Source organism: Modicisalibacter tunisiensis (assembly GCF_020148005.1).
Lineage (GTDB): Bacteria > Pseudomonadota > Gammaproteobacteria > Pseudomonadales > Halomonadaceae > Modicisalibacter > Modicisalibacter tunisiensis.
On the sequence record NZ_JAGXFD010000001.1, the window covers coordinates 1,746,218 to 1,769,735 of the forward strand.

The window sequence follows — 23,518 nt, forward strand, 5'->3', positions numbered from 1 at the left end:
CGTCTGGGTGAGGCATGACGAGTGACGGCGTCCGGGTCAGAAGAAGGTCAGGCCGACCTGGAACAGGCGCTCGACGTCGCGGATGCGGCGCTTGTCGATGACGAACAGGATGACGTGATCGCCGGACTCGACCACCACGTCGTCGTGGGCGATCAGCACTTCCTTGCCGCGCACCACGGCGCCGATGGTGGTGCCTGCCGGCAGGTCGATCTCGTCGATCGCCCGGCCCACCACCCGGGAGGAGCGCGAGTCGCCGTGGGCGATCGCCTCGATGGCCTCGGCCGCGCCGCGGCGCAGCGAGTGGACATTGACGATGTCGCCGCGGCGTACATGGGTGAGAAGACCACCGATGGTCGCCTGCTGCGGCGAGATGGCGATGTCGATCTCGCCGCCCTGGACCAGGTCGACGTAGGCGGCGTTGTTGATCAGCGTCAGCACCTTCTTGGCGCCGAGTCGCTTGGCCAGCATCGACGACATGATGTTGACCTCGTCGTCGTTGGTCAGCGCGCAGAAGATGTCGCAGTCCTCGATGTTCTCCTCGATCAGCAGCCGCTTGCTGGTCGCGCTGCCGTGCAGCACCACGGTGCGGTCGAGACGTTCGGAGAGCACGGTGCAGCGGTCCAGGTCGTGCTCGATGATCTTGACCTGGTGGCTGTGCTCGAGCTGCTCGGCCAGACGCTGGCCGATGTTGCCGCCGCCGGCGATCAGCACCCGGCGGAAGTCGCGTTCGACCTTGCGCAGCTCGCTCATCACCGCACGGATGTCCTTGCGCGCGGCGATGAAGAACACCTCGTCGTCGGCCTCGATCACCGTGTCGCCGCGCGGGATGATCGCCCGGTTGCGGCGGTAGATCGCCGCCACGCGGGTGTCGACGTTGGGCATGTGACGGCGCAGAAAGCCCAGCTCCTGACCCACCAGCGGCCCCCCGTAGTAGGCCTTCACCGCCACCAGCTGGACCAGCCCGCCGGCGAACTCCAGCACCTGCAGCGCCCCGGGGTAGACGATCAGCCGGCGGATGTGGTCGGTGACCACCTGCTCGGGGCTGATCAGCACGTCCACCGGCACCGCGTCGTGGGAGAACAGCCCCTTGCGCGTCAGGTAGGCGGCGGCGCGCACCCGGGCGATCTTGGTCGGGGTACGGAACAGGGTGTGCGCCACCTGGCAGGCGACCATGTTGACCTCGTCGGAGTTGGTCACCGCGATCAGCATGTCGGCGTCCTCGCCACCGGCCTGGCGCAGCACCATCGGATACGAGGCGGGCCCGGTGACGGTGCGGATATCGAGGCGGTTGTGCAGTTCGCGCAGCCGCTCGGTATCGGTATCCACTACCGTGATGTCGTTCTCTTCGTGGGCCAGATGTTCGGCCAGTGTGCCGCCGACCTGGCCGGCGCCCAGTATGATGATCTTCATCGATGTCGAGTCCGCAGGGTTCGATGCCATCGCGCGGCCGGGCCGCGAGGCGGTGTATCAGACGCGGGCTAGCATAAACCACCCGGGCCGGGCGGGGACAGGTGTGTCGCGGTTCGGGGCAGGGATTTCGGCGCCCGGGCCGCCGCGACGGCCCGGGACAGGCGGTCAGCTCAGGGTAAAGCCGACCTTGACGGTCACCTGCCAGTGGGCGACGCGGCCGTGCTCGACATGGCCACGGGTGTCGGTGACCTCGAACCAGCGAATGTCGTGAAGCGTCTCGTTGGCCTTGGCCAGGGCCTGCTCGACGGCATCCTCGATGCCCTTGGGCGAGGAACCGGTCAGTTCGATGTGCTTGTAGACATGCTCGGACATGGGCTGCTCCTTGCCGTTGCGAAACGAAGGCCCCGCCGGGGATGTGTCGTTCGGCGGGACCCTGGTCAGTATAGGCATCAGGTGCCGGGCGTTGTCGACTCCTTGACCAGCCGCGCGTAGAAGAAGCCGTCGTGGCCGCCGGTCTGCGGCAGCAGCTGGCGGCCGGCACCGGCAACCCGGCCCCAGGCGGCGTTCGGGGTGTCGGCCCGGGCGTTCGGCGTGCGCGCCAGGAAGGCGGCGATCTGCTCGGCGTTCTCCTCGGGCATCACCGAGCAGGTGGCATAGACCAGGGTGCCGCCCGGGGCCAGTGCCCGCCAGAGGCTGTCGAGCAGCCGCCCCTGCAAGGCGGCCAGTTCGCGCAGGTCCGAGGGGCGGCGCAGCAGCTTGATGTCCGGATGGCGCCGTATCACCCCGGTGCCCGAGCAGGGCGCGTCGAGCAGGATGGCCTCGTAAGGCGTGCCGTCCCACCAGTCGAGCGCGCCGGCGTCGGCGGGCTCGAGGCGTGCCGCGAGGCCCAGGCGCTCGAGGGTCGTGCGCACCCGGGCCAGGCGCTGGGCGTCGACGTCCAGTGCCGTCAGCTCGGCGTCGGCGGTTTCCAGCAGATGGGCCGTCTTGCCGCCGGGCGCGGCGCAGGCATCGAGCACCCGGAAGCGGGCGTGGCCGGCGAGCGTGGGGGCGAGCAGGTCCGCGGCGAGCTGGGCGGCCTCGTCCTGCACGCTGACCTCGCCCTCGGCGAAGCCGGGCAGGGCGCCGACGTCGCAGGGTGTCTCGAGGGTGAGCCCCGCGGCGGCATGACGGCACGGTTCGGCGGCGATGCCTGCCTCGGCGAGTCGTGCCAGATAGGCTTCCCGGGTGGTGCGGCGGGCGTTGACCCGCAGGGTCATCGGCCCCGGCTGGTTGTTGGCCTCGGCGATGGCACGCCAGTCGTCGGGCCAGGCCTGGCGCAGCCGCTTGAGCAGCCAGGCCGGGTGCAGCAGGGCCACGCCGGGGTCGCGGTCGACCCGCCCCTGCAGGGCGACCGACTCGCGCTGGAAGCGGCGCAGACAGCCGTTGATCACGCGTGTCGCCCAGCCCTTGTTCAGCGACCGGGCGGCGCCGGCGGTCTCGCTGACCGCGGCGTGGGGCGGCACGCGCATGTACAGGAGCTGATAGAGCCCCAGCAGCAGCAGGGCGTGGACATCGTCGTCGCGCTGCTTGAAGGGCTGGCGCAGCAGCTCCCGGGCCAGTGCCTGCAGGCGAGGATGGGCGCGGCACACGCCGAAGCACAGCGCCTTGGCGAAGCCGCGATCGCGGGCGGCGATGCCGCTGTCGGCGAGGGCGGCGTCGAGCCCGGCGAGCGAGCCCTGGCCGGCGAGCACCGGGGCCAGCTGGCGGGCGGCGAAGGCGCGAACGTCAGCCATGGATGGTCTCTCCCAGACGCTGCCCGGCGGCGAAGCGCTCGCCGCGGGCGTTGAGCAGGTCGCGTACCGCCAGCGGCTTGCCGCCGGGCAGCTGGGCCCGGGTCACCCGCAGCACCTCGCGGCCTTCGGGGCCACAGGCGATGCGCAGGGCGTCGGGGGCGCTCTCCAGCAGGGTGCCGGGGGCGGCGCCGGTGGCCGACGGCGCGGACTCCGACTCGGCCAGCCATAGCCGCAGGGTGTCGCCGTCAAGGCGCGTCCAGGCCACCGGCCAGGGATTGAAGGCACGCACCCGGGCGGCGAGCTCCGCCGCCGGGCGGGAAAAGTCCAGCGCCGCCTCGGCCTTGGAGAGCTTGGCCGCGTAGGTCACGCCGCTGTCGGGCTGGGGCGTGGCGGCGAGGCCGTCGCCGGCCAGGGCGTCGAGCGCCTCGGCCAGCGCCTCACCGCCCAGCGTGGCCAGCCGGTCGTGCAGCTCGCCGCCGGTGGTCGTGGCGGTGATCGGCGTGTGGCGTTCCAGCAGCACGTCGCCGGTATCCAGCCCGGCGTCCATCTGCATGATGGCCACGCCGCTCTCGCGATCACCGGCCTCGATGGCGCGCTGGATCGGTGCCGCACCACGCCAGCGCGGCAGCAGCGAGGCGTGGACGTTGAGACAGCCAAGCCGCGGGATGTCGAGCACCGCCTGGGGCAGCAGCAAGCCGTAGGCCACCACCACCATGATATCCGGGCGGTAGGCGGCGAGTTCGTGCTGGGCGTCTTCCGCCTTGAGGCTGGCGGGCTGATGCACCGGCAGGCCGTGCTCGAGCGCCAGCGCCTTGACCGGGCTGGGGGTGAGCTTGCGGCCGCGCCCGGCGGGGCGGTCGGGCTGGGTGTACACGGCGACCACCTCGTGGCGGCCGGCGAGCAGCGCGCGGAGGCTTTCCGCGGCGAAGTCCGGGGTTCCGGCGAAAACGACGCGCAGGGATCGGGTCATCGACAGGGCCTTGCTGACGGGAAAATGAACGATAGCGTAGCGGATGGGGCGGCGAACGAAAAACGCCGGAGCACCTCATGGGCGGCCCCGGCATCGGTTTCAGTGCCCCTCGGGCAGGGAAGCGTCGTCAGGCGGACTGCATCTGCCGGTGACGCTTCTGCATCTTCTTCATCACGCGGTCGCGCTTGAGCGGCGAGAGGTAGTCGACGAATAGCCGCCCCTCGAGATGGTCGCACTCGTGCTGGATGCAGTGCGCCAGCAGCCCCTCGGCCTCGCGCTCGTAGGGCTGGCCGTCGCGCCCCAGCGCCTTGAGCCGCACGCGCAGGGCGCGGGGCACCTCGGCGTAGTACTCGGGGATCGACAGGCAGCCTTCCTGCATCGGCTCGCGCTCGTCGCCGAGCGGCTCGTACTCGGGGTTGATCAGGACCAGCGGTTCGCTGCGGTCCTCGCTGGCATCGATGACGATCACCCGACGATGGACGTCGACCTGGGTCGCCGCCAGGCCGATGCCGTGCGCGTCGTACATGGTCTCGAGCATGTCGTCGACCAGGGCGCGGACCTCGTCGTCGACGGTCTCGACCGGCGCCGCCCGGGTACGCAGGCGTTCGTCGGGGAATTCGAGGATTTCTAGCTTGGCCATGGCGTTGAAGGTACCGTATTCGGTTTATGCAACAATGTTGCCCCAATTGTAGTCCGCGGCGGCGCATTACGGAACCGCCGGGCCGGGCATCGCCGCGATAGGGCTCGGCTATGGAGCGCGGCAGGCGTTGCGTCGTGTCGCTCGTTCGACCCCGCGGGGCGCGCGGCGTTCCCGTCGGTGCGCTCCCGAAGTGCGCAGAAGAGAAAGTACGCAGGAAAAGGCACAGACCACCATGAATGAATGCAAGGGTGCCGGCCGCCGGCGACGGTGGCTCGTCAGGTTGCTGGCGGCATGGCTGCTGATCTCGGCCTGGAGCCTGGTCGCCGGGCTCCCCGCCGCCGGCGCCAGTGAAACGGGCGCGTCCGCGCCGCAGGCAGGCACGTCCTCGACGGTGCTGCGTCGCGATGCGCCGGCCCGCTACACCGTGCAGCGCGGCGACACGCTCTGGGACATCGCCGGGCGCTTCCTCGCCGACCCCGGGCAATGGCCGCGCCTGTGGCGGGGCAACCCGCAGGTCGACGACCCGCACTGGATCTATCCCGGCGACGTGATCCATCTCTACCGTGCTGCCGACGGCACACCGCGCCTGGGGCTCGAGCGCGGGCAGGACGTGGTGCACCTGTCGCCGCAGGTGCGCCGGGTGCCGCGGCGCCGGGCGGTGCCGCCGCTGCCGCTGGACAAGGTGCAGCGCTTTCTCGAGGCCAATCGCATCGTCGCGCCCGCCCAGCTGGCGCAGGCGCCCTACGTGATCGCCGGCGATGACCGACGCCTGATCAGCGGGGCCGGCGATCATGTCTACGTGCGTGGCGCGCTGCCCCCGGGCGAGCGTTTTGGTCTCTATCGCCCCGGCGAGCGCTACGTCGCCCCGGATACCGGCGAATTCCTCGGCCTTGAGCTCGAGACCCTGGGCGAGGCCCGCGTGCTGCGCCGCGAGGGGGACGTCTCCCGGCTGGTGGTGACCGCCTCGCGTCAGGAGATACGCCCCGGGGATCGGCTGCTGCCGCTGGAGTCGCTGCCGGTGACGCCCGAGTTCCAGCCGCGCCCGCCGTCGCACCCGGTCGCGGGGCACATCCTCTCGGTGCCCGGCGGCGTGCGCTACATCGGTCGTCTCGACGTGGTGGCGCTCGACCTGGGGCGTCGCGAGGGCATGGCGCCGGGCACGGTACTGGCCGTCGAGCAGCGCGGCGAGACGCTGAGCGACCCGCTGACCGACGCGGCGGTGACCCTGCCCGACGAGCAGGCGGGCCGGCTGATGGTGTTCCGGGTCTATGACCGGGTCAGTTATGCCCTGGTCATGCATGCCACGCGCAGCCTGGCGGTGGGCGACCGGGTGCGGGCGCCGCGCCCGGCGGGAGGGCGAGCGCCATGACCCCGGAGCTGCGCGACTGGCTGGCGCTGTGCCATCTGCCGAAGGTGGGGCCGCGGCGGCTGGCCGAGCTGAGGGCGGCCCGGCCCGCCTGGCCGGACGGCTGGCTGGCGGTGCTGCCGGCACCGGCGCGGGACGCCCTGCGGCTGTGGCTGGCTCGCCCGGCGGCGAGCCCGATCGAGGCGCTGGTCGACCGCGCCCTGGCCTGGGAGGCGGCGTCGGTGACCCATCACCTGCTGTATCCCGGGCATCCGGCCTGGCCGGCCCTGCTCGATGAGCTGCCCGATCCACCGCCGCTGCTCTGGGCCTGGGGGGAGCTTTCCGCGCTCGACGCACCGGGGCTGGCGATCGTCGGCACCCGCCGGCCCACCCGCGACGGCCTGGGCAATGCCGCGCGTTTCGCCGGCGAGCTGGCCGGTGCCGGGTTCTGCGTGGTCAGCGGCATGGCGATGGGCATCGACGGTCGTGCCCACCAGGCCGCGCTCGAGGCCGGCGGTCCCAGCATCGGCGTGCTGGGCTGCGGCATCGATGGCGTCTACCCGGCCCGGCACGGCGCGCTCTACCGCGCGATGCGCGAGACCGGCCTGCTGCTCAGCGAACACCCGCCCGGCACCCGGGCCAATCCGGCGTTCTTCCCGCGCCGCAACCGGCTGATCACCGGGCTGTCGCTGGGCGTGCTGGTGGTCGAGGCGGCGGAGAAGAGCGGCTCGCTGATCAGCGCACGGCTGGCCGGGGAGCAGAACCGCGAAGTGTTTGCGCTGCCCGGCTCCCTGAACAATCCCCAGGCGCGCGGCTGCCTGGCGCTGATTCGCCAGGGCGCCACCCTGGTGACGGAACTCGACGACATCCTCGCCGAGCTCGCTCACTGGATCCCGGTGGGCGGCGAGCCATTTGGCGAGCCATTCGGCGAGCCTGCCGGCGCGGCATCGCCGCCGGCGACACCGGAGGAGCCGCTGCTGGCCCTGCTCAGCGACTCGCCCACGCCGCTGGACCTGCTCATCGAGCTGTCCGGCCAGGGCGTGCTGCACTGCCAGCAGCGCCTGCTGGAGTTCGAACTGGACGGCCGGGCGGCCCAGGTGCCCGGTGGCTGGGTCCGCCTGCCCGGGGCCTGAGGCGCTGTGACCCCCGGCGCGGCATGCTAGAATGAGCGGCTTTCGGACGTGCGGAGACAACGGGCGAAATGAGCACCGCGACTGGTTTCGAGGCCGCCGTGGCGACCCTGCGCGACGGCGGCGTGATCGCGTATCCCACCGAAGGGGTGTGGGGGCTGGGTTGCGACCCGGACGACCCCGCGGCGCTGCAGGCCGTGCTGACCCTCAAGCAGCGCGACCCGGCCAAGGGGTTGATCCTGATCGCCGGCGACATCGCCCAGGTGGCGCCGTGGCTGGAGGGCATCAGCAAGGCCCAGCGCGAGACGCTGCTGGCCACCTGGCCCGGGCCCAACACCTGGCTGGTGCCCGACAACGGCCGGGCCCATCCGCTGCTGCGCGGCGAGCATGACCGCGTCGCCCTGCGGGTCAGTGACCATCCGCTGGTCGCCGTGCTGTGCGCCGCCCACGGCGGGCCGATCGTCTCCACCTCGGCGAACCCGGCGGGCGCCGAGCCGGCCCGGGACCTGGCCACCGTGCGCCGCTACTTCGGGGCGTCGCTGGTCGCCGTGGACGGCGCGCTGGGTGGCCAGGCCCGTCCCAGCCGCATCCGCGACCTGGTCACCGGGGACACGCTGCGCGAGTGAGCCCGGCGCAGCGCGCACGTATCCACTCCATCCAGCCATTGTGACGAGGAGCCTGCCGTGGCGCATGCCTATCTCGACGACGTGAAGCATTACCTGCTCGACCTGCAGGATCGCCTGTGCCGACAGCTGGCCGAGGCGGATGGCGGGGCGACCTTCCGCGAGGATGCCTGGGAGCGGCCCGAGGGTGGCGGCGGTCGGTCCCGGGTGATCGAGGGCGGCGGCGTGTTCGAGAAGGGCGGGGTGAACTTCTCCCACGTCCACGGCGACACCCTGCCGCCCTCCGCCACGGCCGCGCGGCCCGAGCTGGCCGGTCGCGGTTTTCACGCGGTGGGCGTGTCCTGGGTGCTGCACCCGACCAACCCGCACATTCCCACCAGCCACGGCAATGTGCGCTTCTTCATCGCCGAGAAGACCGGCGAGGCGCCGGTGTGGTGGTTCGGCGGCGGTTATGACCTGACCCCCTTCTATCCGGTCCACGAGGACGTGCTGCACTGGCACCGGGTCGCCCGTGACGCCTGCGCGCCCTTCGGTGACGACGTCTATGCGCGCTACAAGCGCTGGTGCGACGACTACTTCTACCTCAAGCACCGTGACGAGACCCGGGGTGTGGGCGGGCTGTTCTTCGACGATCTCAACGAGGGCGGCTTCGAACGCTGCTTCGCCTTCCAGCAGGCGGTAGGCGACAGCTTCCTCGACGCCTACCTGCCGATCGTCGAGCGGCGCCGCGACACGTCCTGGAGCGAACGCGAGCGGGCCTTCCAGCTCTACCGGCGCGGGCGCTACGTGGAGTTCAACCTGGTCTGGGACCGCGGCACCCTGTTCGGCCTGCAGAGCGGTGGGCGCACCGAGTCGATCCTGATGTCGATGCCGCCGGTGGCGGAGTGGCACTACGGCTGGACGCCCGAGCCGGGCAGTGCCGAGGAGAGGCTCTATCGGGACTATCTGCGCCCGCGCGACTGGCTGGACGAGGCACAAGGAGACGCTGATGAGTGACCGCTACTGCGTATTCGGCCATCCGATCGGCCATTCGAAGTCGCCGCGGATCCATGCCGCCTTCGCCGAGCAGACCGGCGAGGCGATGACCTACGAGGCGATCGAGGCGCCGCGGGACGACTTCGCCGGGGCATGGCGGGCGTTTGCCGCGGCCGGCGGTCGCGGCGCCAATGTCACCGTGCCCTTCAAGGAAGATGCCTTCCGGATGGCCGAGGACCTTAGCCCTCGCGCGCAGCGGGCCGGGGCGGTCAATACCCTGTGGCTCGATGACGGCGGCCGCCTGCACGGCGATACCACCGATGGCGTGGGGCTGGCGCGGGATCTAGAGATGCATGCCGCGCCGCTGGCGGGTGCCCGCATCCTGGTGCTGGGCGCCGGCGGGGCGGTGCGCGGCGTGCTCGAGCCGCTGCTGGCCACGCGGCCGGCGAGCCTGACGATCGCCAATCGCACCGCCGCCAGGGCCGAGGCGCTGGCGGCGGACTTCGCCGACCTGGGCGACGTGCGGGGCGGCGGCTTCGCCGACGTGGCCGGCCCCTTCGATCTGGTGATCAACGGCACCAGCGCCAGTCTGGCGGGAGATCTGCCGCCGCTGCCCGAGGCGCTGTTCGCCGACGGCGCGCTGGCCTACGACATGATGTACGGCGCCGAGCCCACGGTGTTCCTGGTCTGGGCCGCCGAGCGCGGCGCGCGCACCGTCGACGGTCTGGGCATGCTGGTCGAGCAGGCGGCGGAGTCGTTCTTCCTCTGGCGCCACACGCGCCCGGACACGGCCCCGGTACGCGAGATGCTGCGCCAGGCGCTGTAGCCGGGCTCAGCCCGGCCGCTGGCAGTCGGGCGTGCGACCGGCGTCGCGGGCCTGACGGTAGAGCTGGAGCGCCTGATCCATCTGCGCCTGCAGGCCGTCGATGCGCTGGCCGTGGCTGGGGTGGGTGGACAGCCACACCGGCGGCTGGCTCTGGCTGTTGGCCTCCATGTTCTTCCATAGGTCGATGCTCGCGCGTGGGTCGAACCCGGCGCGGGCCATCAGGTTGAGCCCCAGGGTATCGGCCTCGCTCTCCTGCTTGCGCGAGAAGGGCATCAGGATACCGTACTTGGCGCCCATGCCCAGCAGGCCCATCAGCTGCTGCCCCCCCTGACCCTCGAGCCCGGCGGCGGACTGCAGCACCGAGAGGCCGGTCTGGGTCGCCGCCTGGGTCGAGACCCGCTCGTTGGCGTGATGCGCCAGCACGTGGGCGACCTCGTGGCCGAGCACGGTGGCCAGCTGGTTCTGGTTCTTGGCGACCTGGAGAAGCCCGGTGTTGACGCCGATATGGCCGCCGGGCAGGGCGAAGGCGTTGGCGGAGTCATCCTTGAAGACCTTGACCTCCCAGCTTTCGCCGCTGCCGGTCTGGGCGGTGACGGCATGGGCCACGCACTGCACGTAGTCGGCGGTCGCGCCGCCCACGGTGGGCAGTTTCTGCTGGTACTGCTGGAAGCTCTGGTCGCCCATCTGATTGATCTCCTGGTCGGAGAACAGGGTCAGCTGCGAGCGCCCGGTGGGCGTCTGGCTGCAGGCGGCCAGCACGAGTGTCAGGCTGATCGCGCCGAGCGTACGAAGTGTCATGGGTCTCTCCCTGAGAATGGGCTGGGGGAACCGCGCTGGACAGCGGCGGTCGCGTTCCGTGTCGGTGATCGCCTTCAAGATACCCCGTTGCCACGCGGGGTCAACCGGATTGGAGAGAGGGAGAAACCATGGATGATCGCCTGTCGCAACGCCTGCACGGCCTGCTGGATCGCATCGAGGCGTGGCTGCCGCCGGCACCCGAGGCCGCCGACTGGTCGCGGGACGTGGCCGCGATCTGGCAGCGCCATCCGCTCGGCGGCCAGCTGGTCCCGGTGGCGGCCCGCGATGCGGTGCGCCTCGACGACCTGGTGGGCGTCGATCGGCAGCGCGAGGCGCTGCTCGCCAACACGCGGGCCTTCCTGGCCGGCCGCCCGGCCAACCACGCCCTGCTGTGGGGCGCACGGGGCAGCGGCAAGTCGTCGATGGTGCGGGCGCTGCTCAACACCCTGGCGCCGGAAGGGCTGCGGTTGATCCAGGTCGACCGCCACGACCTGGCCGGCCTGCCGGCGCTGGTGGCGCAGCTGCGCGATACCGAGCACCGCTTCATCGTCTATTGCGACGACCTGTCGTTCGAGGGCCACGACGACGCCTACAAGGCGCTCAAGAGCGTGCTCGACGGCACCCTGACCGGCCCGCCGGAGAACGTGCTGCTCTACGCCACCTCCAACCGTCGCCATCTGCTGCCCGAGTCGCTGGCCGACAACGCCGACACCCGGCTGGTCGGCGACGAGCTGCATCACGGCGATGCCGTCGAGGAGAAGATCTCGCTGTCGGACCGCTTCGGCCTGTGGCTGGCCTTCCATCCCTTCAACCAGGACTCCTATCTCGAGGCCTGCCGTCACTGGGTGGCGCACCTGGGCGGGGGGGACGCCTGGAACGAGGCGGCCCGGGAAGCCGCGCTGCGATACGCGACCCTGCGCGGGGCGCGCAGCGGACGGGCCGCCTGGCAGTTCGCCTGCCAGTGGGTGGGCAGCGGGGTCGGTTGAGCCGCGCCCCGGGCGGGGTCAGCGCCGGCTGCGGCGCGCCTCGCGGGTCCTTGCCAGCTGGCGGGCGCGGGCCTTCTCGCGGTCGTTGGCGCCGGCATTGGGGTCGTAGGGGTTGGCGCCGGAGCGGAACTCGAAGCGGATCGGCGTGCCGCGCACCTTGAGCACCTTGCGGAAGGTGTTGGTCAGGTAGCGCTTGTAGGCCTCGGGCAGCGACGCCGTCTGGTTGCCGTGGACGACGATGATCGGCGGGTTGCTGCCGCCCTGGTGGGCCATGCGCAGCTTGATGCGCCGGCCGTTGATCAGCGGCGGCTGGTGCTCGCTGACCGCATCCTGAAGGATGGTGGTCAGGCGGTTGGTCGACCAGTGGGCGGTGGCGGCCTTGTAGGCACGCTCGATCGACGGGTAGAGATCGCCCACCGCGGTGCCGTGCAGCGCCGAGATGAAGTGCAGGTCGGCGTAGTCGGCGAAGCCCAGGCGGCGCTTGATCTCGCTGCGCATCTTGTCGCGCTGCTCGCTTTCCAGGCCGTCCCACTTGTTGACCGCCAGCACCAGTGCCCGCCCCGAGGAGAGCACGTAGTCGAGCAGGTGCATGTCCTGCTCCACCAGCCCGCTGCGGGCGTCGAGCACCATGATCGCCACATGGCATTCCTTGATCGCCTCGAGCGTCTTGATGATCGAGAACTTCTCGGCCACCAGGCTGACGTTCTTGCGGCGGCGCACGCCGGCGGTGTCGACCAGCACGTAGGGCCGGCCGCGGCGCTCGTAGGGGATCTCGATGGCGTCGCGGGTGGTGCCGGCCTCGTCGAAGACCACCACCCGCTCCTCGCCGAGGAGGCGATTGACCAGCGTCGACTTGCCGACGTTGGGGCGGCCGATCACGCCGATGCGGATGCCCTGGTCGGCGGGGGGAAGCGCATCCGCGTCGCTGTCGGTGTTGCGTTCGGGGAAGGGCGCGAGCACCTCGTCGATCAGCGCGGTGACGTTGCGCCCGTGGCTGGCGGCGATGGGGCGCGGGTCGCCCAGACCCAGCCCCCAGAACTCGGCCATCGCCGAGTGCTCCTCGAGGCCGTCGGTCTTGTTGACCACCAGCCAGGTCTTCTTCTGGTTGACCCGCAGGTGGTTGGCGATCGCCTCGTCGGCGGGAATCAGGCCGCTGCGCGCATCGACCAGGAACAGCACGATGTCGGCCTCGTCGATGGCCAGCAGCGACTGCTCGGCCATGGCCGCGTCGATGCCCTGCTCGTCGCCGCTGATGCCGCCGGTATCGATGACGGTGTATTCCTTGCCGCCGAGCTGGCCGTTGCCGTACTTGCGGTCGCGGGTCAGCCCCGGGAAGTCGGCCACCAGGGCATCGCGCGAGCGGGTCAGGCGATTGAAAAGGGTCGATTTGCCGACATTGGGTCGGCCGACCAGGGCGATCACGGGAGTCATGGGAGTCAACGAGCCGAGGTTCAGGAACGGAATGTCGCACGGCCCCGGGCGGGGCGCGCGGTCAGGGAGGCGATTCTAGCATTACCCGGGCGGGGCGCCCAATGTTCTATGGGGAAGTGGTGAAGAAGGGCAGGCGGTGTGGCTTTTCCGGCGGCAAGGCTTCTCGAGGGGCGCTGTAAACCCTTCCCTGGGCGCTACCTCGGCCCTCCCTGGGCCGAGGCCCCCCGCTTCGACCTGTCCCCCGGAGCCCCTTGCGAGACGCAACGAGGTCGCCTGTGGGGGGGGGTGATGCCGACGGGCCGGGGAGGCCCCGTCGGCGTGCGACTTACTGGCCGCCCTTGAGGCGATAGGCGGCGAGGTCGCCCTCGTTGTCCATCACGTAGAGCCGCTTGCCGTCGCTGAGCGGAGTCAGGCTGATGCCGTCGCCGAGTTCGGTGCGACCCACCAGCTTGCCGCTTTCGGCGTCGAGCAGGTGCACGTAGCCGGCGTAGTCGCCCACGGCCAGACGGCCGTCGATGAAGGCCGGTGAGGTCAGGCTGCGGCCCTCGAGGGCATCGCTTTCCCACATCACCCGCCCGGAGTTGGCGTCGAGGGCCAGCACGTGGCTGTCCGCGTTGACCGTGAACAGGAAGTCGCCGACCAGCAGCGGGCTCAGGTAGCTGGAGGCGTCGTGTGACCAGAGGATCTTGCCGGTGGTGGCCTGTAGGGCCAGCAGGCGGCCGTTGTAGCTGGTGACGTAGAGCCGGCCGTCGGGGGTGAGCAGCGGCTGGCCGTCGAGGTCCACCAGGCGGTCGACCTCGGTGCGGCCCTTGGGCACCGCCACGCGCATGTCCCACAGCGGCTGGCCGCTGCGGTTGTCGAGCGTCACCAGGCGGCCGTTGGCGAAGCCGGCGAAGCTGACCTGGTTGATCACCCGCGGCGTGCCGGTGCCGCGCAGGGTCAGCGCCGGCTGGTTGCTGGTGTAGACCCACTGCTCCTTGCCGGTGGCGCGGTCCAGGGCGGTGACCGCGCCGTCGACGCTCTGCACCACCAGCAGGTCGCGATTGGCCTGCGGCGCGGCGAGCACCTCGCTGGAGACCCGCGAGCGCCAGACGACGCTGCCGTCGGCCTGGTCGAGGGCCAGCACCTCGCCGTTGCGGGTGCCCAGGTAGATGCGGTCGGCGATGGCGGTGAGGCCGCTGGAGACCGGCGTGTCGAGGGTCACCTGCCACTGGGTCTCGTCGGTGGCGGTGTCGATGGCCCGCAGCAGGCCCGACTGGTCGGCGGCGAACAGCCGGTCCTGGTCGATGGCCGGGGTGATCGGGTAGCGGGCGATGCCCAGCCCGTCACCGATCGACTGGTCCCACTGCATCTGCAGGTCGGCCTGGCGGTCGATGTCGGTCAGCGGCTTGGGCGGGTACTCGGGCTCGACGTTGCCCGAGCAGCCCGCCAGCAGGGAGAGCAGAAGGGCGGGGGCGAGCAGCTGGACGAGTTTCATAGCGTGGCATCCTCCGCGCCGAGATTGTCGAGCTTGAGCTGGGCGCCGAACACCGGCTGGCCCTGCTCGCGGGACAGGTCGAGCGCCTTCTGATAGGCGGTGCGCGCCTCGTCGTTGTTATCCAGGGCCACCAGGGCGTCGCCGCGGGTCATGGCCTGCGAGGCGGCCAGGCTGTCGGGGATGCCGGCGTCGAGGGTGTCGAGCGCCGCCTGGGGGTGGCCGTCGGCGACCTGGATGCGTGCCAGGCGCAGGCGGGCCAGCCCCTTGAGATAGGCATCGTCGCTGGTGTCGATCACGTTCGACAGCGCCTGCCGGGCGCCGGCGAGGTCGCCGTCGGCGACCTCCAGGCGGGCCTGGATCAGCGCGGCCAGGTCCGCGTAGAGGGTGCCGCCGTGCTCGTTGCGCAGCGTGCCGATCAGTTCGTCGGCGCGGGCGATGGTCTTGTCGTCAAGGCTGTCCTGGCCGGCCAGCCCCAGCAGTTCCTGGTAGCTCGCCGAGGCGGCGGCGGCCTGGTTGTGCTGGTAGCGTTCCCAGGCCTTCCAGCCGACCACCGCGGCCGCCGCGACGGCCACGCCGAGGATCAGCGACTTGCCGTTGTCCTTCCACCAGCGCTTGATGGCGTCCAGCTGTTCTTCTTCGCTCCTAAGCTCGGCCACCGATGGCCCCTCCTATGCCGTGAGGTCCCGTGCCGGGGGCACGGACTTTATTTCAGTCTCAGTCGAGTCGTTCGCCCAGACGGGCGATCGCCGCCGCCTGGTCCAGGGTTTCCTGCTCGCGCTCCTCGCGCAGGTACTTGATGGTCAGCTGGCCCTGCGCGAGTTCGTCCTCGCCGAGGATCAGCGCCAGCCGGGCGCCGCTGCGGTCGGCCTTCTTGATCTGGCTCTTGAAGCCGCCGCCGCCGCAGTGGACCTGCAGGGCCAGGCCGGGCAGGGCGTCGCGCAGCCGCTCGCCGAGCAGCAGGGCCTCGCGCTCGGCGTCTTCGCCCATCGCCAGCAGGTAGGCATCGGGGCCTCGCTGGCTCTCGGCGGGGATCAGCTCGAGGGTCTCGAGCAGCAGGATCAGCCGCTCCACGCCCAGGGCGAAGCCCACCGCGGGTGTGGGCTTGCCGCCGAGCTGCTCGACCAGGCCGTCGTAGCGGCCGCCGGCGCATACCGTGCCCTGGCTGCCCAGCGCCGTGGTGGTCCACTCGAACACGGTGCGGCTGTAGTAGTCCAGCCCGCGGACCAGGCGTGGATTGATGCGGTAGGCGATGCCGGCCGCGTCGAGCCGTGCCTTGAGCGCCTCGAAGTGCTCGCGGGAGGCGTCGTCGAGATGGTCGAGCAGCTGCGGCGCGTCGGCGAGCATCGCGGCCATGTCGGGGTTCTTGGAGTCGAGGATGCGCAGCGGGTTGCTGGACAGCCGGCGCCGCGAGTCCTCGTCGAGCAGCTCGTGATGGCGCTCGAAGTAGGCCACCAGGGTGTCGCGGTAGGCGGCGCGCGCCTCGGGCGAGCCCAGCGAGTTGAGCTCGAGGGTGACGTGGGCGTCGAGCCCGAGCTGCTTCCACAGCCGCGCCGAGAGCAGGATGACCTCGGCGTCGATGTCCGGTCCGTCGAGGCCGTAGGCCTCGATGCCCACCTGATGGAACTGCCGGTAGCGGCCCTTCTGCGGACGCTCGTGGCGGAACATCGGCCCTTGGTACCACAGCCGCTGGGTCTGGTTGTGCAGCAGCCCGTGTTCCATCGCCGCGCGCACGCAGGCGGCGGTGCCCTCGGGGCGCAGGGTGAGGCTGTCGCCGTTGCGGTCGTCGAAGGTGTACATCTCCTTCTCGACGATGTCGGTGACCTCGCCGATGGAGCGCTTGAACAGCGCGGTCTGCTCGACGATGGGCGTGCGGATCTCGCGATAGCCGTAGCGTCGCATCAGCGTGCGGACCTGCTCCTCGAAGTACTGCCACAGCGGCGACTGGTCCGGCAGCAGGTCATTCATGCCACGGATGGCCTGGATCTTCTTGCTCAACGAAACGAATCTCCTGAAGCGGTTCAGCCCTCGCGGGCGATGGTGTTCTGCTCGGCCTGTTCCTTCTCGCGGACCTTGTCGCGGATCAGCCGTTCCAGGTCGTCGACCAGGTGGTCGTTGCGCAGCTTGGAGGCCGGCTTGCCGTCGATGTAGACGAGATTGGCGGGGCTGCCGCCGGTCAGGCCGATGTCGCTTTCCTTGGCCTCGCCCGGGCCGTTGACCACGCAGCCGATCACCGAGACGTCGAGCGGCGTCATGACGTCGTCGAGACGCTCCTCGAGGGCGTTCATGGTGCCGATGACGTCGAAGTTCTGGCGCGAGCAGCTGGGGCAGGCGACGAAGTTGATGCCCTTGGCGCGCAGGCGCAGGCTCTTGAGCATGTCGTAGCCGACCTTGACCTCCTCGACCGGGTCGGCGGCCAGCGACACGCGGATGGTGTCGCCGATGCCGTCCATCAAGAGCATGCCCAGCCCGATCGACGACTTGACGGTGCCCGAGCGCAGGCCGCCGGCCTCGGTGATCCCCAGGTGCAGCGGCTGCTCGATGCGCGTGGCCAGGTCGCGGTAGGCGGCGACCGCCATGAACACGTCGGAGGCCTTGACGCTGACCTTGAAGTCGGGGAAGTCGAGGCGCTCGAGATGGTCGATGTGGCGCATCGCCGACTCGACCAGCGCCGCGGGGGTGGGCTCGCCGTATTTCTTCTGCAAGTCCTTTTCCAGCGAGCCGGCGTTGACGCCGATGCGGATGGGGATGCCGCGGTCGCGGGCGGCGTCCACCACGGCGCGCACCCGGTCCTCGCGGCCGATGTTGCCGGGGTTGATGCGCAGGCAGTCGACGCCGAGCTCGGCGACGCGCAGGGCGATCCGGTAGTCGAAGTGGATGTCGGCGACCAGCGGTACCGGCGAGCCGGCCTTGATGCGGCCGAAGGCCTCGGCGGCGTCCATGGTCGGCACCGAGACGCGCACGATGTCGGCGCCGGCCTGGGCGAGGCGCTGGATCTGGGCGAGCGTGGCCTCGACGTCGAGGGTGTCGGTGTTGGTCATGCTCTGCACGGAGATGGGCGCGTCACCACCTACCGGGACGGAGCCGACATGAATCTGGCGCGACTGGCGCCGCTTGATCGGGGATTGCGCGTGCATCGCGAAGTCCTCTCCCAGTTATTCGCCCAGCGTGAAGCGGGCGACATTGTTGCCGCCGGTATGGGCGCCGAGGTCGACGGTCTCGCCGTGCCAGGTCAGCTCGACGCCGCTGGCGTTGCCGATGGTCAGCCGGAACGGCGGCTGGCCCTCGACCGTGGTCTGGCTACCGGCGGGCTGCAGACCGACCAGGATGCGCTTGTCGTTGGCATCGTGGATCTCGGTCCATGACTGTTCGTTGAAGGTGAAGGCCAGGCGCCGGGCCGTGTCGGCGGTCGGCGTCTGGTCCTCGGCGGCCGTGTCGGTCGTGGCGCTTGCGGTGTCGGTGGCTGCCGCGGCCGGCGCGTCGTTGCTGCCGGTATCGGCCGTGTCAGCGGCCGTGCCATCCGCGGGGGCCGAGGGCGTGGCGCTCGTTTCCGCCGTGCCGGCGGTGTCTGCCGTGGCGCCGGCAACGGCGGTGTCGCCGGTCGGGGCGGACGCGCTCGCGGCGGGTTCGGCGTCCGCGGCCTGTGCCTTCGCGTCGTCGGGCAGCGGCGGCAGGTCGGTGGTGGCGTCCGGGGTATCGGTTTCGGCGCCGGTTTCGGCAGCCGGTTCGCCGCTCAGGGCGGTCGCGGCGGCCTCGTCGCCGCCGCCCAGGCCCAGCAGGTCGTTGCCGTTGCGGCTCTGCCACCACAGCAGCGACAGGCCGATCAGGCCGACGATCACCAGCAGGGTGAACAGCTTGAAGACCCAGGCCCCCAGGCGCGACGGCGGGCGCGTGGTATTGACCGGCGTGATCTTGCGCTCGATGTCGCTGCGGGTATCGCCGTGCTGGCGGTTGTAGGCGCCCACCACGCTGGCCTCGTCGATGCCCATCAGGCGCGCATAGGCGCGCAGGTAGCCGCGCCGATAGGCGGCGACGGGAATCTCGTCGTAGCGGTCGGCCTCCAGGCCACTGACCACGGCGGGGCGCAGGTTGAGCTGGGTGGCCACCTCGTCGATGGAGAGGCCCTGGTTCTCGCGTTCGCGGCGCAGCACCTCGCCCGGCGATTCGGGGGCCGTGCCGACGGCGGGATCAAGACTGCCTTCCTGTCGCTGTTGTGTGTCGCTCATGACTGAGCCGTCCTCTCGATTGGGGTCAGGGATCGCGCCGGGAGGCGTTGAGCTGGCGTGAATAGAAAGCGGCGGTGGCGGCGTCCCCGCGAGCGCTGGCGATCTGCTTGGCCAGTCGCAGGCTCTCCGGGGTGGTGCCGGCCAGCCGGATGAAGCGTTGCAGCGCCTCCCAGGCGCGCGTTTCCTCGCCCTGGTCGTGCAGGGCGCCGGCGAGTGCCAGATAACTGGGTGCGTAACGGGGATCGATCGTCTGGGCCTTGTTCAGGCTCTGCAGGGCCGCCTCGTTCCGGCCGAGCCGGCGCTGGCAGCGCCCCAGATTGGTGAACAGCTGGGCCCGGTTGTCGTAGTGGATATCCTGCGTGGCATGCTCGAGCTGGGTGCAGGCTTCGGCGGTGTCGCCCCGGGCGTAGAGAAAGGCCGCATAGTTGTTGCGCGCCCGGGTGAAATCGGGCGCCGCCTGCAGGGCGCGCTTGAAGAATCGGCGGGCCAGCTCGGGCTCGCCCTGGCGCTGGTAGAGCAGGGCGCTGGCCTGCAGGGCGTCGGGGTCGTCGGGGGCGATCGACAGTGCCTTGTCGAGCTTGCGACGGGCCCGGGGCAGGTTGCCCTTCTGCATGTACTCGAGCCCCATCGTCACGTTGAGCTCGGCCGCCTGACTCGGGTCGGCCCCGCCCTCCAGGCCGGCCGGCGCGGACGTGGCGCAGCCGGACAGCCAGAGCATGCCGCACAGCGCGGCACCCAGCAGGGGGGCGAAGGACGAGTGTTGGCGACGAATCATGCACTCCTCTCGACAGTGGCGGGCCCGGCTCGCGACGAACCCTCGTCGAATCAAAGGTATAGGGGGTGACGATGCTGGGCCGACCCGCCATGAAAAGGCGTACTCATAAAAGCGCCGTGACCGGTTGAAGTCAAGGTCGCCGCCGGGTCAGTCGGCATCCAGCTGGATCGACTGGATGTAGCGTTCGTGGCGCCGCGTGCGGTCCTTGACCCGCCCGACCAGCTGGCCGCAGGCGGCATCGATGTCGTCGCCGCGGGTGCTGCGGATCGGCGCCGTGTAGCCCAGTTCGTAGAGCCACTGCTGAAAGCGCATGGTCTGGTTGCGCGAGGGCTTCTCGTAGCCCGAGTGCGGGAACGGGTTGAACGGGATCAGGTTGATCTTGCACGGCAGCTCGTCGAGCAGCGCGGCGAGCTGGTCGGCGTGCTCGCGCTGGTCGTTGACGTCCTTGATCAGCGTGTACTCGATGGTGATCAGGCGCGTGTCGTCGCACTTGGCCAGGTAGCGCTGGCAGGCGTCGAGCAGGGTGCGGATGTCGTACTTGCGGTTGAGCGGCACCAGCTCGTTGCGCAGGGCGTCGTTGGGCGCGTGCAGCGAGATCGCCAGGCTCACGTCGATCTCGTCGCCGAGCTTGTCGATCATCGGCACCACGCCGGAGGTCGACAGCGTCACGCGACGCTTGGACAGCCCGTAGCCATTGTCGTCGAGCATCAGCTTCATCGCCGGCACGACGTTGTCGTAGTTGAGCAGCGGCTCGCCCATGCCCATCATCACCACGTTGGTGACCGGACGGTTGGCGGTGTCGCGACGCGGGCCCGCACTGCGGCTGGCGACCCACACCTGGCCGATGATCTCGGCGGCGGTGAGGTTGCGCTGGAAGCCCTGCTTGCCGGTGGAGCAGAAGCTGCAGTCCAGCGAGCAGCCCACCTGCGACGACACGCAGAGCGTGCGGCGGTTGCCGTTCTCGGAGGGGATCAGCACGGTCTCGACGTAGCTGCCGTCCTCGACCTCGAGCACCCACTTGCGCGTGCCGTCGCTCGACGTGCCTTCGTAGACCACGCCGGGGCCGCGGATCTCGGCCACCTCGGCCAGGCGCGCACGCAGGGCCTTGGAGAGATTGGTCATGGCCTCGAAATCGTCACAGCCTTCGTGATGGATCCATTTCATCACCTGGCTGGCGCGAAACTTCTTCTCGCCGATCGAGACGAAGAAGGCTTCCATCTGCTCTCGGGACAGGCCGAGCAGGTTGGTACGGGGGGTATGGGGGGTGGCGGTCATGATGGTCAACCGATGGTCGGAGGGCGGTCAGGCACGGCCCGGCGTGGCGGGCGGGAGCCGTGCGGCTCCCGCTCAAGCTTCAGCGCGGGCAGATCTCGTCGGCGCTGAAGAAGAAGGCCACTTCGCGCTCGGCGGATTCCGGCGAGTCGGAACCGTGCACGGCGTTGGCGTCGATGGACTGGGCGTAGTCGGCGCGGATGGTGCCCGGCGCGGCTTCCTGCGGGTTGGTGGCACCCATCAGGTCGCGGTTCTTGGCGATGGCGTCCTCGCCCTCGAGCACCTGAACGACGACCGGGCCGGAGGTCATGAAGCCGACCAGTTCACCGAAGAAGCCGCGCTCCTTGTGCTCGGCGTAGAAGCCCTCGGCCTGCTCCCTGGACAGGTGCAGCATCTTGGCGGCGACGACCTTGAGGCCGGCCTTTTCGAAGCGGCTGATGATCTCGCCGATGACGTTCTTGGAAACGGCGTCGGGCTTGATGATAGACAGCGTGCGCTGAGTTGCCATGCAGGGTTCTCCGTGGAATCGAGTGCTTGGATACGGCTGCGCGCCGCTGTCGTGGCGGCGCGCAGGGTCGCGGTTCGGCCGCGGCGGGCGGCCGGGCGGAAAAGCGCCTGATTATAGCGGCTCGGGCGGGGTCTTGACACCCCGCGGGCCGCGCGGGCTCACACGCTGAAGCTTTCGCCGCAGCCGCACTGGTCCTTGACGTTGGGGTTGTTGAAGCGGAAATAGCGGTTGAGCCCCTCGTTGACGTAGTCGACCTCGCTGCCGTCGAGCATCTCCAGGGCGTCGGGAGCCACGTAGACCGTGGCGCCGTGGGCCTCGAAGGGCACGTCGTCGGCGACCGCCTGGTCGGCGAAGTCCAGCACGTAGCTGTAGCCGGAGCAGCCGCTGGGCTTGACGCTCACGCGCAGCCCCAGGCCGTGGCCGCGCTCGCCGAGCACGTGACGGATCTGGTCGGCGGCGGCGGGGGTGATCGAAAGGTGCGCCATGGAAATTCCTCCTGACTGCGTAGCGGCGGCCGAATCGGCGTCAACCGCGCAAGGTGGTGATGGCATGACGGATCTCGGCGACGGCCGCATCGATCTCCGCCTCGGTGGTGAAGCGCCCGAAACTGAAGCGCAGCGCCGTCAGGGCGCGCGAGCGGGGCACACCGATGCCCCGCAGGACATAGGAGGGCTCGACGCTCGCCGAGTTGCAGGCCGAGCCGGTGGACACCGCGATGCCGCGCAGCGCCATGAGCAGCGACTCGCCGTCGACGCCGTCGAAGGACAGGTTGACGATGTTGGGCACGGCCACGGTGACATCGGTATTGCGGTGGATGCCCTCGAGATCGTCGAGCCCGGCGAGGAAGCGTTCGGCCAGCGCGGCGATGCGCGCCTGATCGGCCTCGCCCTCGCGCTCGGCCAGGGCGAAGGCCTCGCCCATGCCGGCGATCTGGTGGGTGGGCAGGGTGCCGGAGCGCATGCCGCGTTCGTGGCCGCCGCCGTGGATCAGCGCCTCGAGGCGGATGTCCGGGCTGCGCTTGACGTAGAGGGCGCCGACGCCCTTGGGGCCGTAGACCTTGTGGCCGGACAGCGACATCAGGTCGATGCCCAGGTCGATGACGTCGAGGGGAATCCGGCCCACCGCCTGGGCGGCGTCGACGTGGAAGATCGCGTCGCGGGCATGCACCACCGCCGACAGGGCGGCGAGGTCGTTGATCGTGCCAAGCTCGTTGTTGACCGCCATCAGCGAGACCAGCACGGTGTCGTCGCGCATCGCCGCGGCCAGGTGGGCGGGGGTGATGCGGCCGTCGTGGCCGGGCTCGAGCCAGGTGACCTCGAAGCCCTCGGCCTCCAGGGCACGGGCGGTGTCGATGACCGCCTTGTGCTCGATGGTGGAGGTGATCAGGTGCCCGCCCCGGGCGCGGTTGGCGCGCATGAAGCCGATCAGCGCCAGGTTGTCGGCCTCGGTGGCGCCGGAAGTCCAGACGATCTCGCGCGGGTCGGCACCGATCAGGTCGGCGACCTGGCGGCGGGCGCCCTCCACGACCTGCTCGGCCTGCCAGCCGGGCATGTGGCTGCGCGAGGCCGGGTTGGCGAAGATTCCGTCCAGGGTCAGGTGGCGCGCCATGACCTCGGCGACGCGGGGGTCGACCGGCGTGGTGGCGGCGTAGTCCAGGTAGATCGGTGCGTTCATGGCTCTCTGCGTGACAGCGAGGCCGGCGGTCCTGGCCGGTCTCAGGGTGACGAGGTGACGATGGTGTTGTCGGTGCTGCTTTTGTTTCCGGCGTTGCCGCGCTGGCGTTCGGCGATGCCGCGGACCTCGTTGCGCCGCACCAGGTCGCCCAGGCTGATGCCGTCGAGGAAGCCGTGAATCTCCTCCGACAGCTCGCACCACAGGTGATGCGTCAGGCAGGTATGGCCCTGCTGGCAGTCCGACAGCCCCTGGCATCGCGTGGCGTCCACCGACTCGTCGACGGCGTCGATCACCCGCGCGACCGACATCGTGTCCGGGGCGGCGGCCAGCAGGTAGCCGCCGCCCGGCCCGCGCACGCTCTTGACCAGCCGGGCGCGGCGCAGGCGGGCGAACAGCTGCTCGAGATAGGACAGCGAGATCGCCTGGCGCTGCGAGATGTCGGCGAGGCTGATCGGCCCCTGGTCGCCGTGCAGGGCGAGATCGAGCATCGCGGTGACGGCGTAACGTCCTTTGGTGGTCAGGCGCATAAGCGAGTCGGGTCGGGCATCGGTCGCAGGGCCGCGCTGCGCCGGAGCGGGCTGAAGCGCGCGGCCGCCGGTGGAATCATCGCTCCATTATGAGAAAACCCAGTAAAGCGGTCAACAATAGCGCCGCCCGGCCCGGCGGCGTACCGTCGTGATGCG

24 protein-coding genes are annotated in these 23,518 nt (G+C 70.5%); 6 read left to right on the plus strand and 18 right to left on the minus strand.

Annotation, left to right across the window (positions count from 1 at the left end; genetic code table 11):
* Positions 1-36 precede the first annotated feature (36 nt).
* The 5 genes from trkA to def form a co-directional block, all read right to left on the minus strand.
* On the minus strand, positions 37-1,410 hold the full coding sequence (gene trkA, locus KGQ91_RS08135; RefSeq protein ID WP_224420729.1) for a Trk system potassium transporter TrkA: 1,374 nt from the start codon (positions 1,408-1,410) through the stop codon (positions 37-39).
* Positions 1,411-1,575: 165 nt separating this feature from the next.
* On the minus strand, positions 1,576-1,782 hold the full coding sequence (locus tag KGQ91_RS08140; RefSeq protein WP_224420730.1) for a dodecin: 207 nt from the start codon (positions 1,780-1,782) through the stop codon (positions 1,576-1,578).
* Between the two features lie 77 nt (positions 1,783-1,859).
* Positions 1,860-3,182, minus strand: coding sequence for a 16S rRNA (cytosine(967)-C(5))-methyltransferase RsmB (rsmB, locus tag KGQ91_RS08145; protein WP_224420731.1), 1,323 nt, complete (start codon positions 3,180-3,182; stop codon positions 1,860-1,862).
* A complete protein-coding gene (fmt, locus tag KGQ91_RS08150) occupies positions 3,175-4,152 on the minus strand; it encodes a methionyl-tRNA formyltransferase (protein WP_224420732.1) in 978 nt (325 codons plus the stop codon). Before fmt ends, rsmB begins: the two co-directional genes overlap by 8 nt.
* 127 nt (positions 4,153-4,279) lie before the next feature.
* On the minus strand, positions 4,280-4,792 hold the full coding sequence (def, locus tag KGQ91_RS08155; protein ID WP_163647776.1) for a peptide deformylase: 513 nt from the start codon (positions 4,790-4,792) through the stop codon (positions 4,280-4,282).
* Between the two features lie 232 nt (positions 4,793-5,024).
* On the opposite strand from def, the gene KGQ91_RS08160 reads away from it, so the two are divergent.
* From KGQ91_RS08160 to aroE, 5 genes are all read left to right on the plus strand, one after another.
* Positions 5,025-6,161 (plus strand): LysM peptidoglycan-binding domain-containing protein, encoded by a 1,137-nt coding sequence (locus KGQ91_RS08160; RefSeq protein WP_224420733.1) that lies wholly within the window; start codon positions 5,025-5,027, stop codon positions 6,159-6,161.
* Complete coding sequence (dprA, locus tag KGQ91_RS08165; RefSeq protein WP_224420734.1) at positions 6,158-7,270, plus strand: DNA-processing protein DprA; 1,113 nt, start codon at positions 6,158-6,160, stop codon at positions 7,268-7,270. Before KGQ91_RS08160 ends, dprA begins: the two co-directional genes overlap by 4 nt.
* A gap of 68 nt (positions 7,271-7,338) precedes the next feature.
* Positions 7,339-7,893, plus strand: a complete 555-nt coding sequence (gene tsaC, locus KGQ91_RS08170) for an L-threonylcarbamoyladenylate synthase type 1 TsaC (RefSeq protein WP_224420735.1) — start codon at positions 7,339-7,341, stop codon at positions 7,891-7,893.
* A 57-nt stretch (positions 7,894-7,950) separates the two neighbouring features.
* Positions 7,951-8,886, plus strand: coding sequence for an oxygen-dependent coproporphyrinogen oxidase (hemF, locus tag KGQ91_RS08175; RefSeq protein WP_224415549.1), 936 nt, complete (start codon positions 7,951-7,953; stop codon positions 8,884-8,886).
* Positions 8,879-9,691, plus strand: a complete 813-nt coding sequence (aroE, locus tag KGQ91_RS08180) for a shikimate dehydrogenase (RefSeq protein WP_224420736.1) — start codon at positions 8,879-8,881, stop codon at positions 9,689-9,691. Before hemF ends, aroE begins: the two co-directional genes overlap by 8 nt.
* 6 nt (positions 9,692-9,697) lie before the next feature.
* On the opposite strand, the gene KGQ91_RS08185 is transcribed toward aroE, so the two are convergent.
* Positions 9,698-10,489 (minus strand): M48 family metallopeptidase, encoded by a 792-nt coding sequence (locus KGQ91_RS08185; protein ID WP_224420737.1) that lies wholly within the window; start codon positions 10,487-10,489, stop codon positions 9,698-9,700.
* A gap of 128 nt (positions 10,490-10,617) precedes the next feature.
* Between KGQ91_RS08185 and KGQ91_RS08190 the strand changes: the two genes are divergently transcribed.
* Positions 10,618-11,475, plus strand: coding sequence for an ATP-binding protein (locus KGQ91_RS08190; RefSeq protein WP_224415546.1), 858 nt, complete (start codon positions 10,618-10,620; stop codon positions 11,473-11,475).
* Between the two features lie 18 nt (positions 11,476-11,493).
* On the opposite strand, the gene der is transcribed toward KGQ91_RS08190, so the two are convergent.
* The 12 genes from der to iscR all read right to left on the minus strand — a co-directional run bounded on the left by der (position 11,494) and on the right by iscR (position 23,362).
* The gene (gene der / locus KGQ91_RS08195; RefSeq protein WP_224415545.1) at positions 11,494-12,906 is read right to left on the minus strand and encodes a ribosome biogenesis GTPase Der; all 1,413 of its coding nucleotides are present in this window, start codon (positions 12,904-12,906) and stop codon (positions 11,494-11,496) included.
* 325 nt (positions 12,907-13,231) lie between these two features.
* Entirely contained in the window at positions 13,232-14,383 is a 1,152-nt protein-coding gene (gene bamB, locus KGQ91_RS08200) for an outer membrane protein assembly factor BamB (RefSeq protein ID WP_224420738.1), read from the minus strand.
* Positions 14,380-15,039, minus strand: a complete 660-nt coding sequence (locus KGQ91_RS08205; protein ID WP_224420739.1) for a YfgM family protein — start codon at positions 15,037-15,039, stop codon at positions 14,380-14,382. The genes bamB and KGQ91_RS08205 overlap by 4 nt, the downstream gene beginning before the upstream one ends.
* A 58-nt stretch (positions 15,040-15,097) precedes the next feature.
* Positions 15,098-16,378: a histidine--tRNA ligase gene (gene hisS, locus KGQ91_RS08210; RefSeq protein ID WP_163647765.1), complete on the minus strand. Its 1,281-nt coding sequence runs from the start codon at positions 16,376-16,378 to the stop codon at positions 15,098-15,100.
* Between the two features lie 23 nt (positions 16,379-16,401).
* Entirely contained in the window at positions 16,402-17,517 is a 1,116-nt protein-coding gene (gene ispG, locus KGQ91_RS08215) for a flavodoxin-dependent (E)-4-hydroxy-3-methylbut-2-enyl-diphosphate synthase (protein ID WP_224420740.1), read from the minus strand.
* Positions 17,518-17,535: 18 nt separating this feature from the next.
* On the minus strand, positions 17,536-18,606 hold the full coding sequence (locus KGQ91_RS08220; protein WP_163647763.1) for a RodZ domain-containing protein: 1,071 nt from the start codon (positions 18,604-18,606) through the stop codon (positions 17,536-17,538).
* Positions 18,607-18,631: 25 nt separating this feature from the next.
* The gene (pilW, locus tag KGQ91_RS08225; protein ID WP_163647762.1) at positions 18,632-19,381 is read right to left on the minus strand and encodes a type IV pilus biogenesis/stability protein PilW; all 750 of its coding nucleotides are present in this window, start codon (positions 19,379-19,381) and stop codon (positions 18,632-18,634) included.
* A gap of 147 nt (positions 19,382-19,528) precedes the next feature.
* Positions 19,529-20,656: a dual-specificity RNA methyltransferase RlmN gene (gene rlmN / locus KGQ91_RS08230; protein ID WP_163647761.1), complete on the minus strand. Its 1,128-nt coding sequence runs from the start codon at positions 20,654-20,656 to the stop codon at positions 19,529-19,531.
* A gap of 79 nt (positions 20,657-20,735) precedes the next feature.
* Positions 20,736-21,161 carry a nucleoside-diphosphate kinase gene (gene ndk / locus KGQ91_RS08235; RefSeq protein WP_163647760.1) on the minus strand — a complete coding sequence of 142 codons (426 nt, stop codon included), beginning with the start codon at positions 21,159-21,161 and terminating at the stop codon, positions 20,736-20,738.
* 158 nt (positions 21,162-21,319) lie between these two features.
* Positions 21,320-21,646 carry a HesB/IscA family protein gene (locus KGQ91_RS08240; protein WP_163647759.1) on the minus strand — a complete coding sequence of 109 codons (327 nt, stop codon included), beginning with the start codon at positions 21,644-21,646 and terminating at the stop codon, positions 21,320-21,322.
* A 40-nt stretch (positions 21,647-21,686) separates the two neighbouring features.
* Positions 21,687-22,835: an IscS subfamily cysteine desulfurase gene (locus tag KGQ91_RS08245; RefSeq protein WP_224415536.1), complete on the minus strand. Its 1,149-nt coding sequence runs from the start codon at positions 22,833-22,835 to the stop codon at positions 21,687-21,689.
* Positions 22,836-22,876: 41 nt separating this feature from the next.
* Positions 22,877-23,362, minus strand: coding sequence for a Fe-S cluster assembly transcriptional regulator IscR (gene iscR, locus KGQ91_RS08250; protein WP_163647757.1), 486 nt, complete (start codon positions 23,360-23,362; stop codon positions 22,877-22,879).
* Positions 23,363-23,518: the final 156 nt, after the last annotated feature.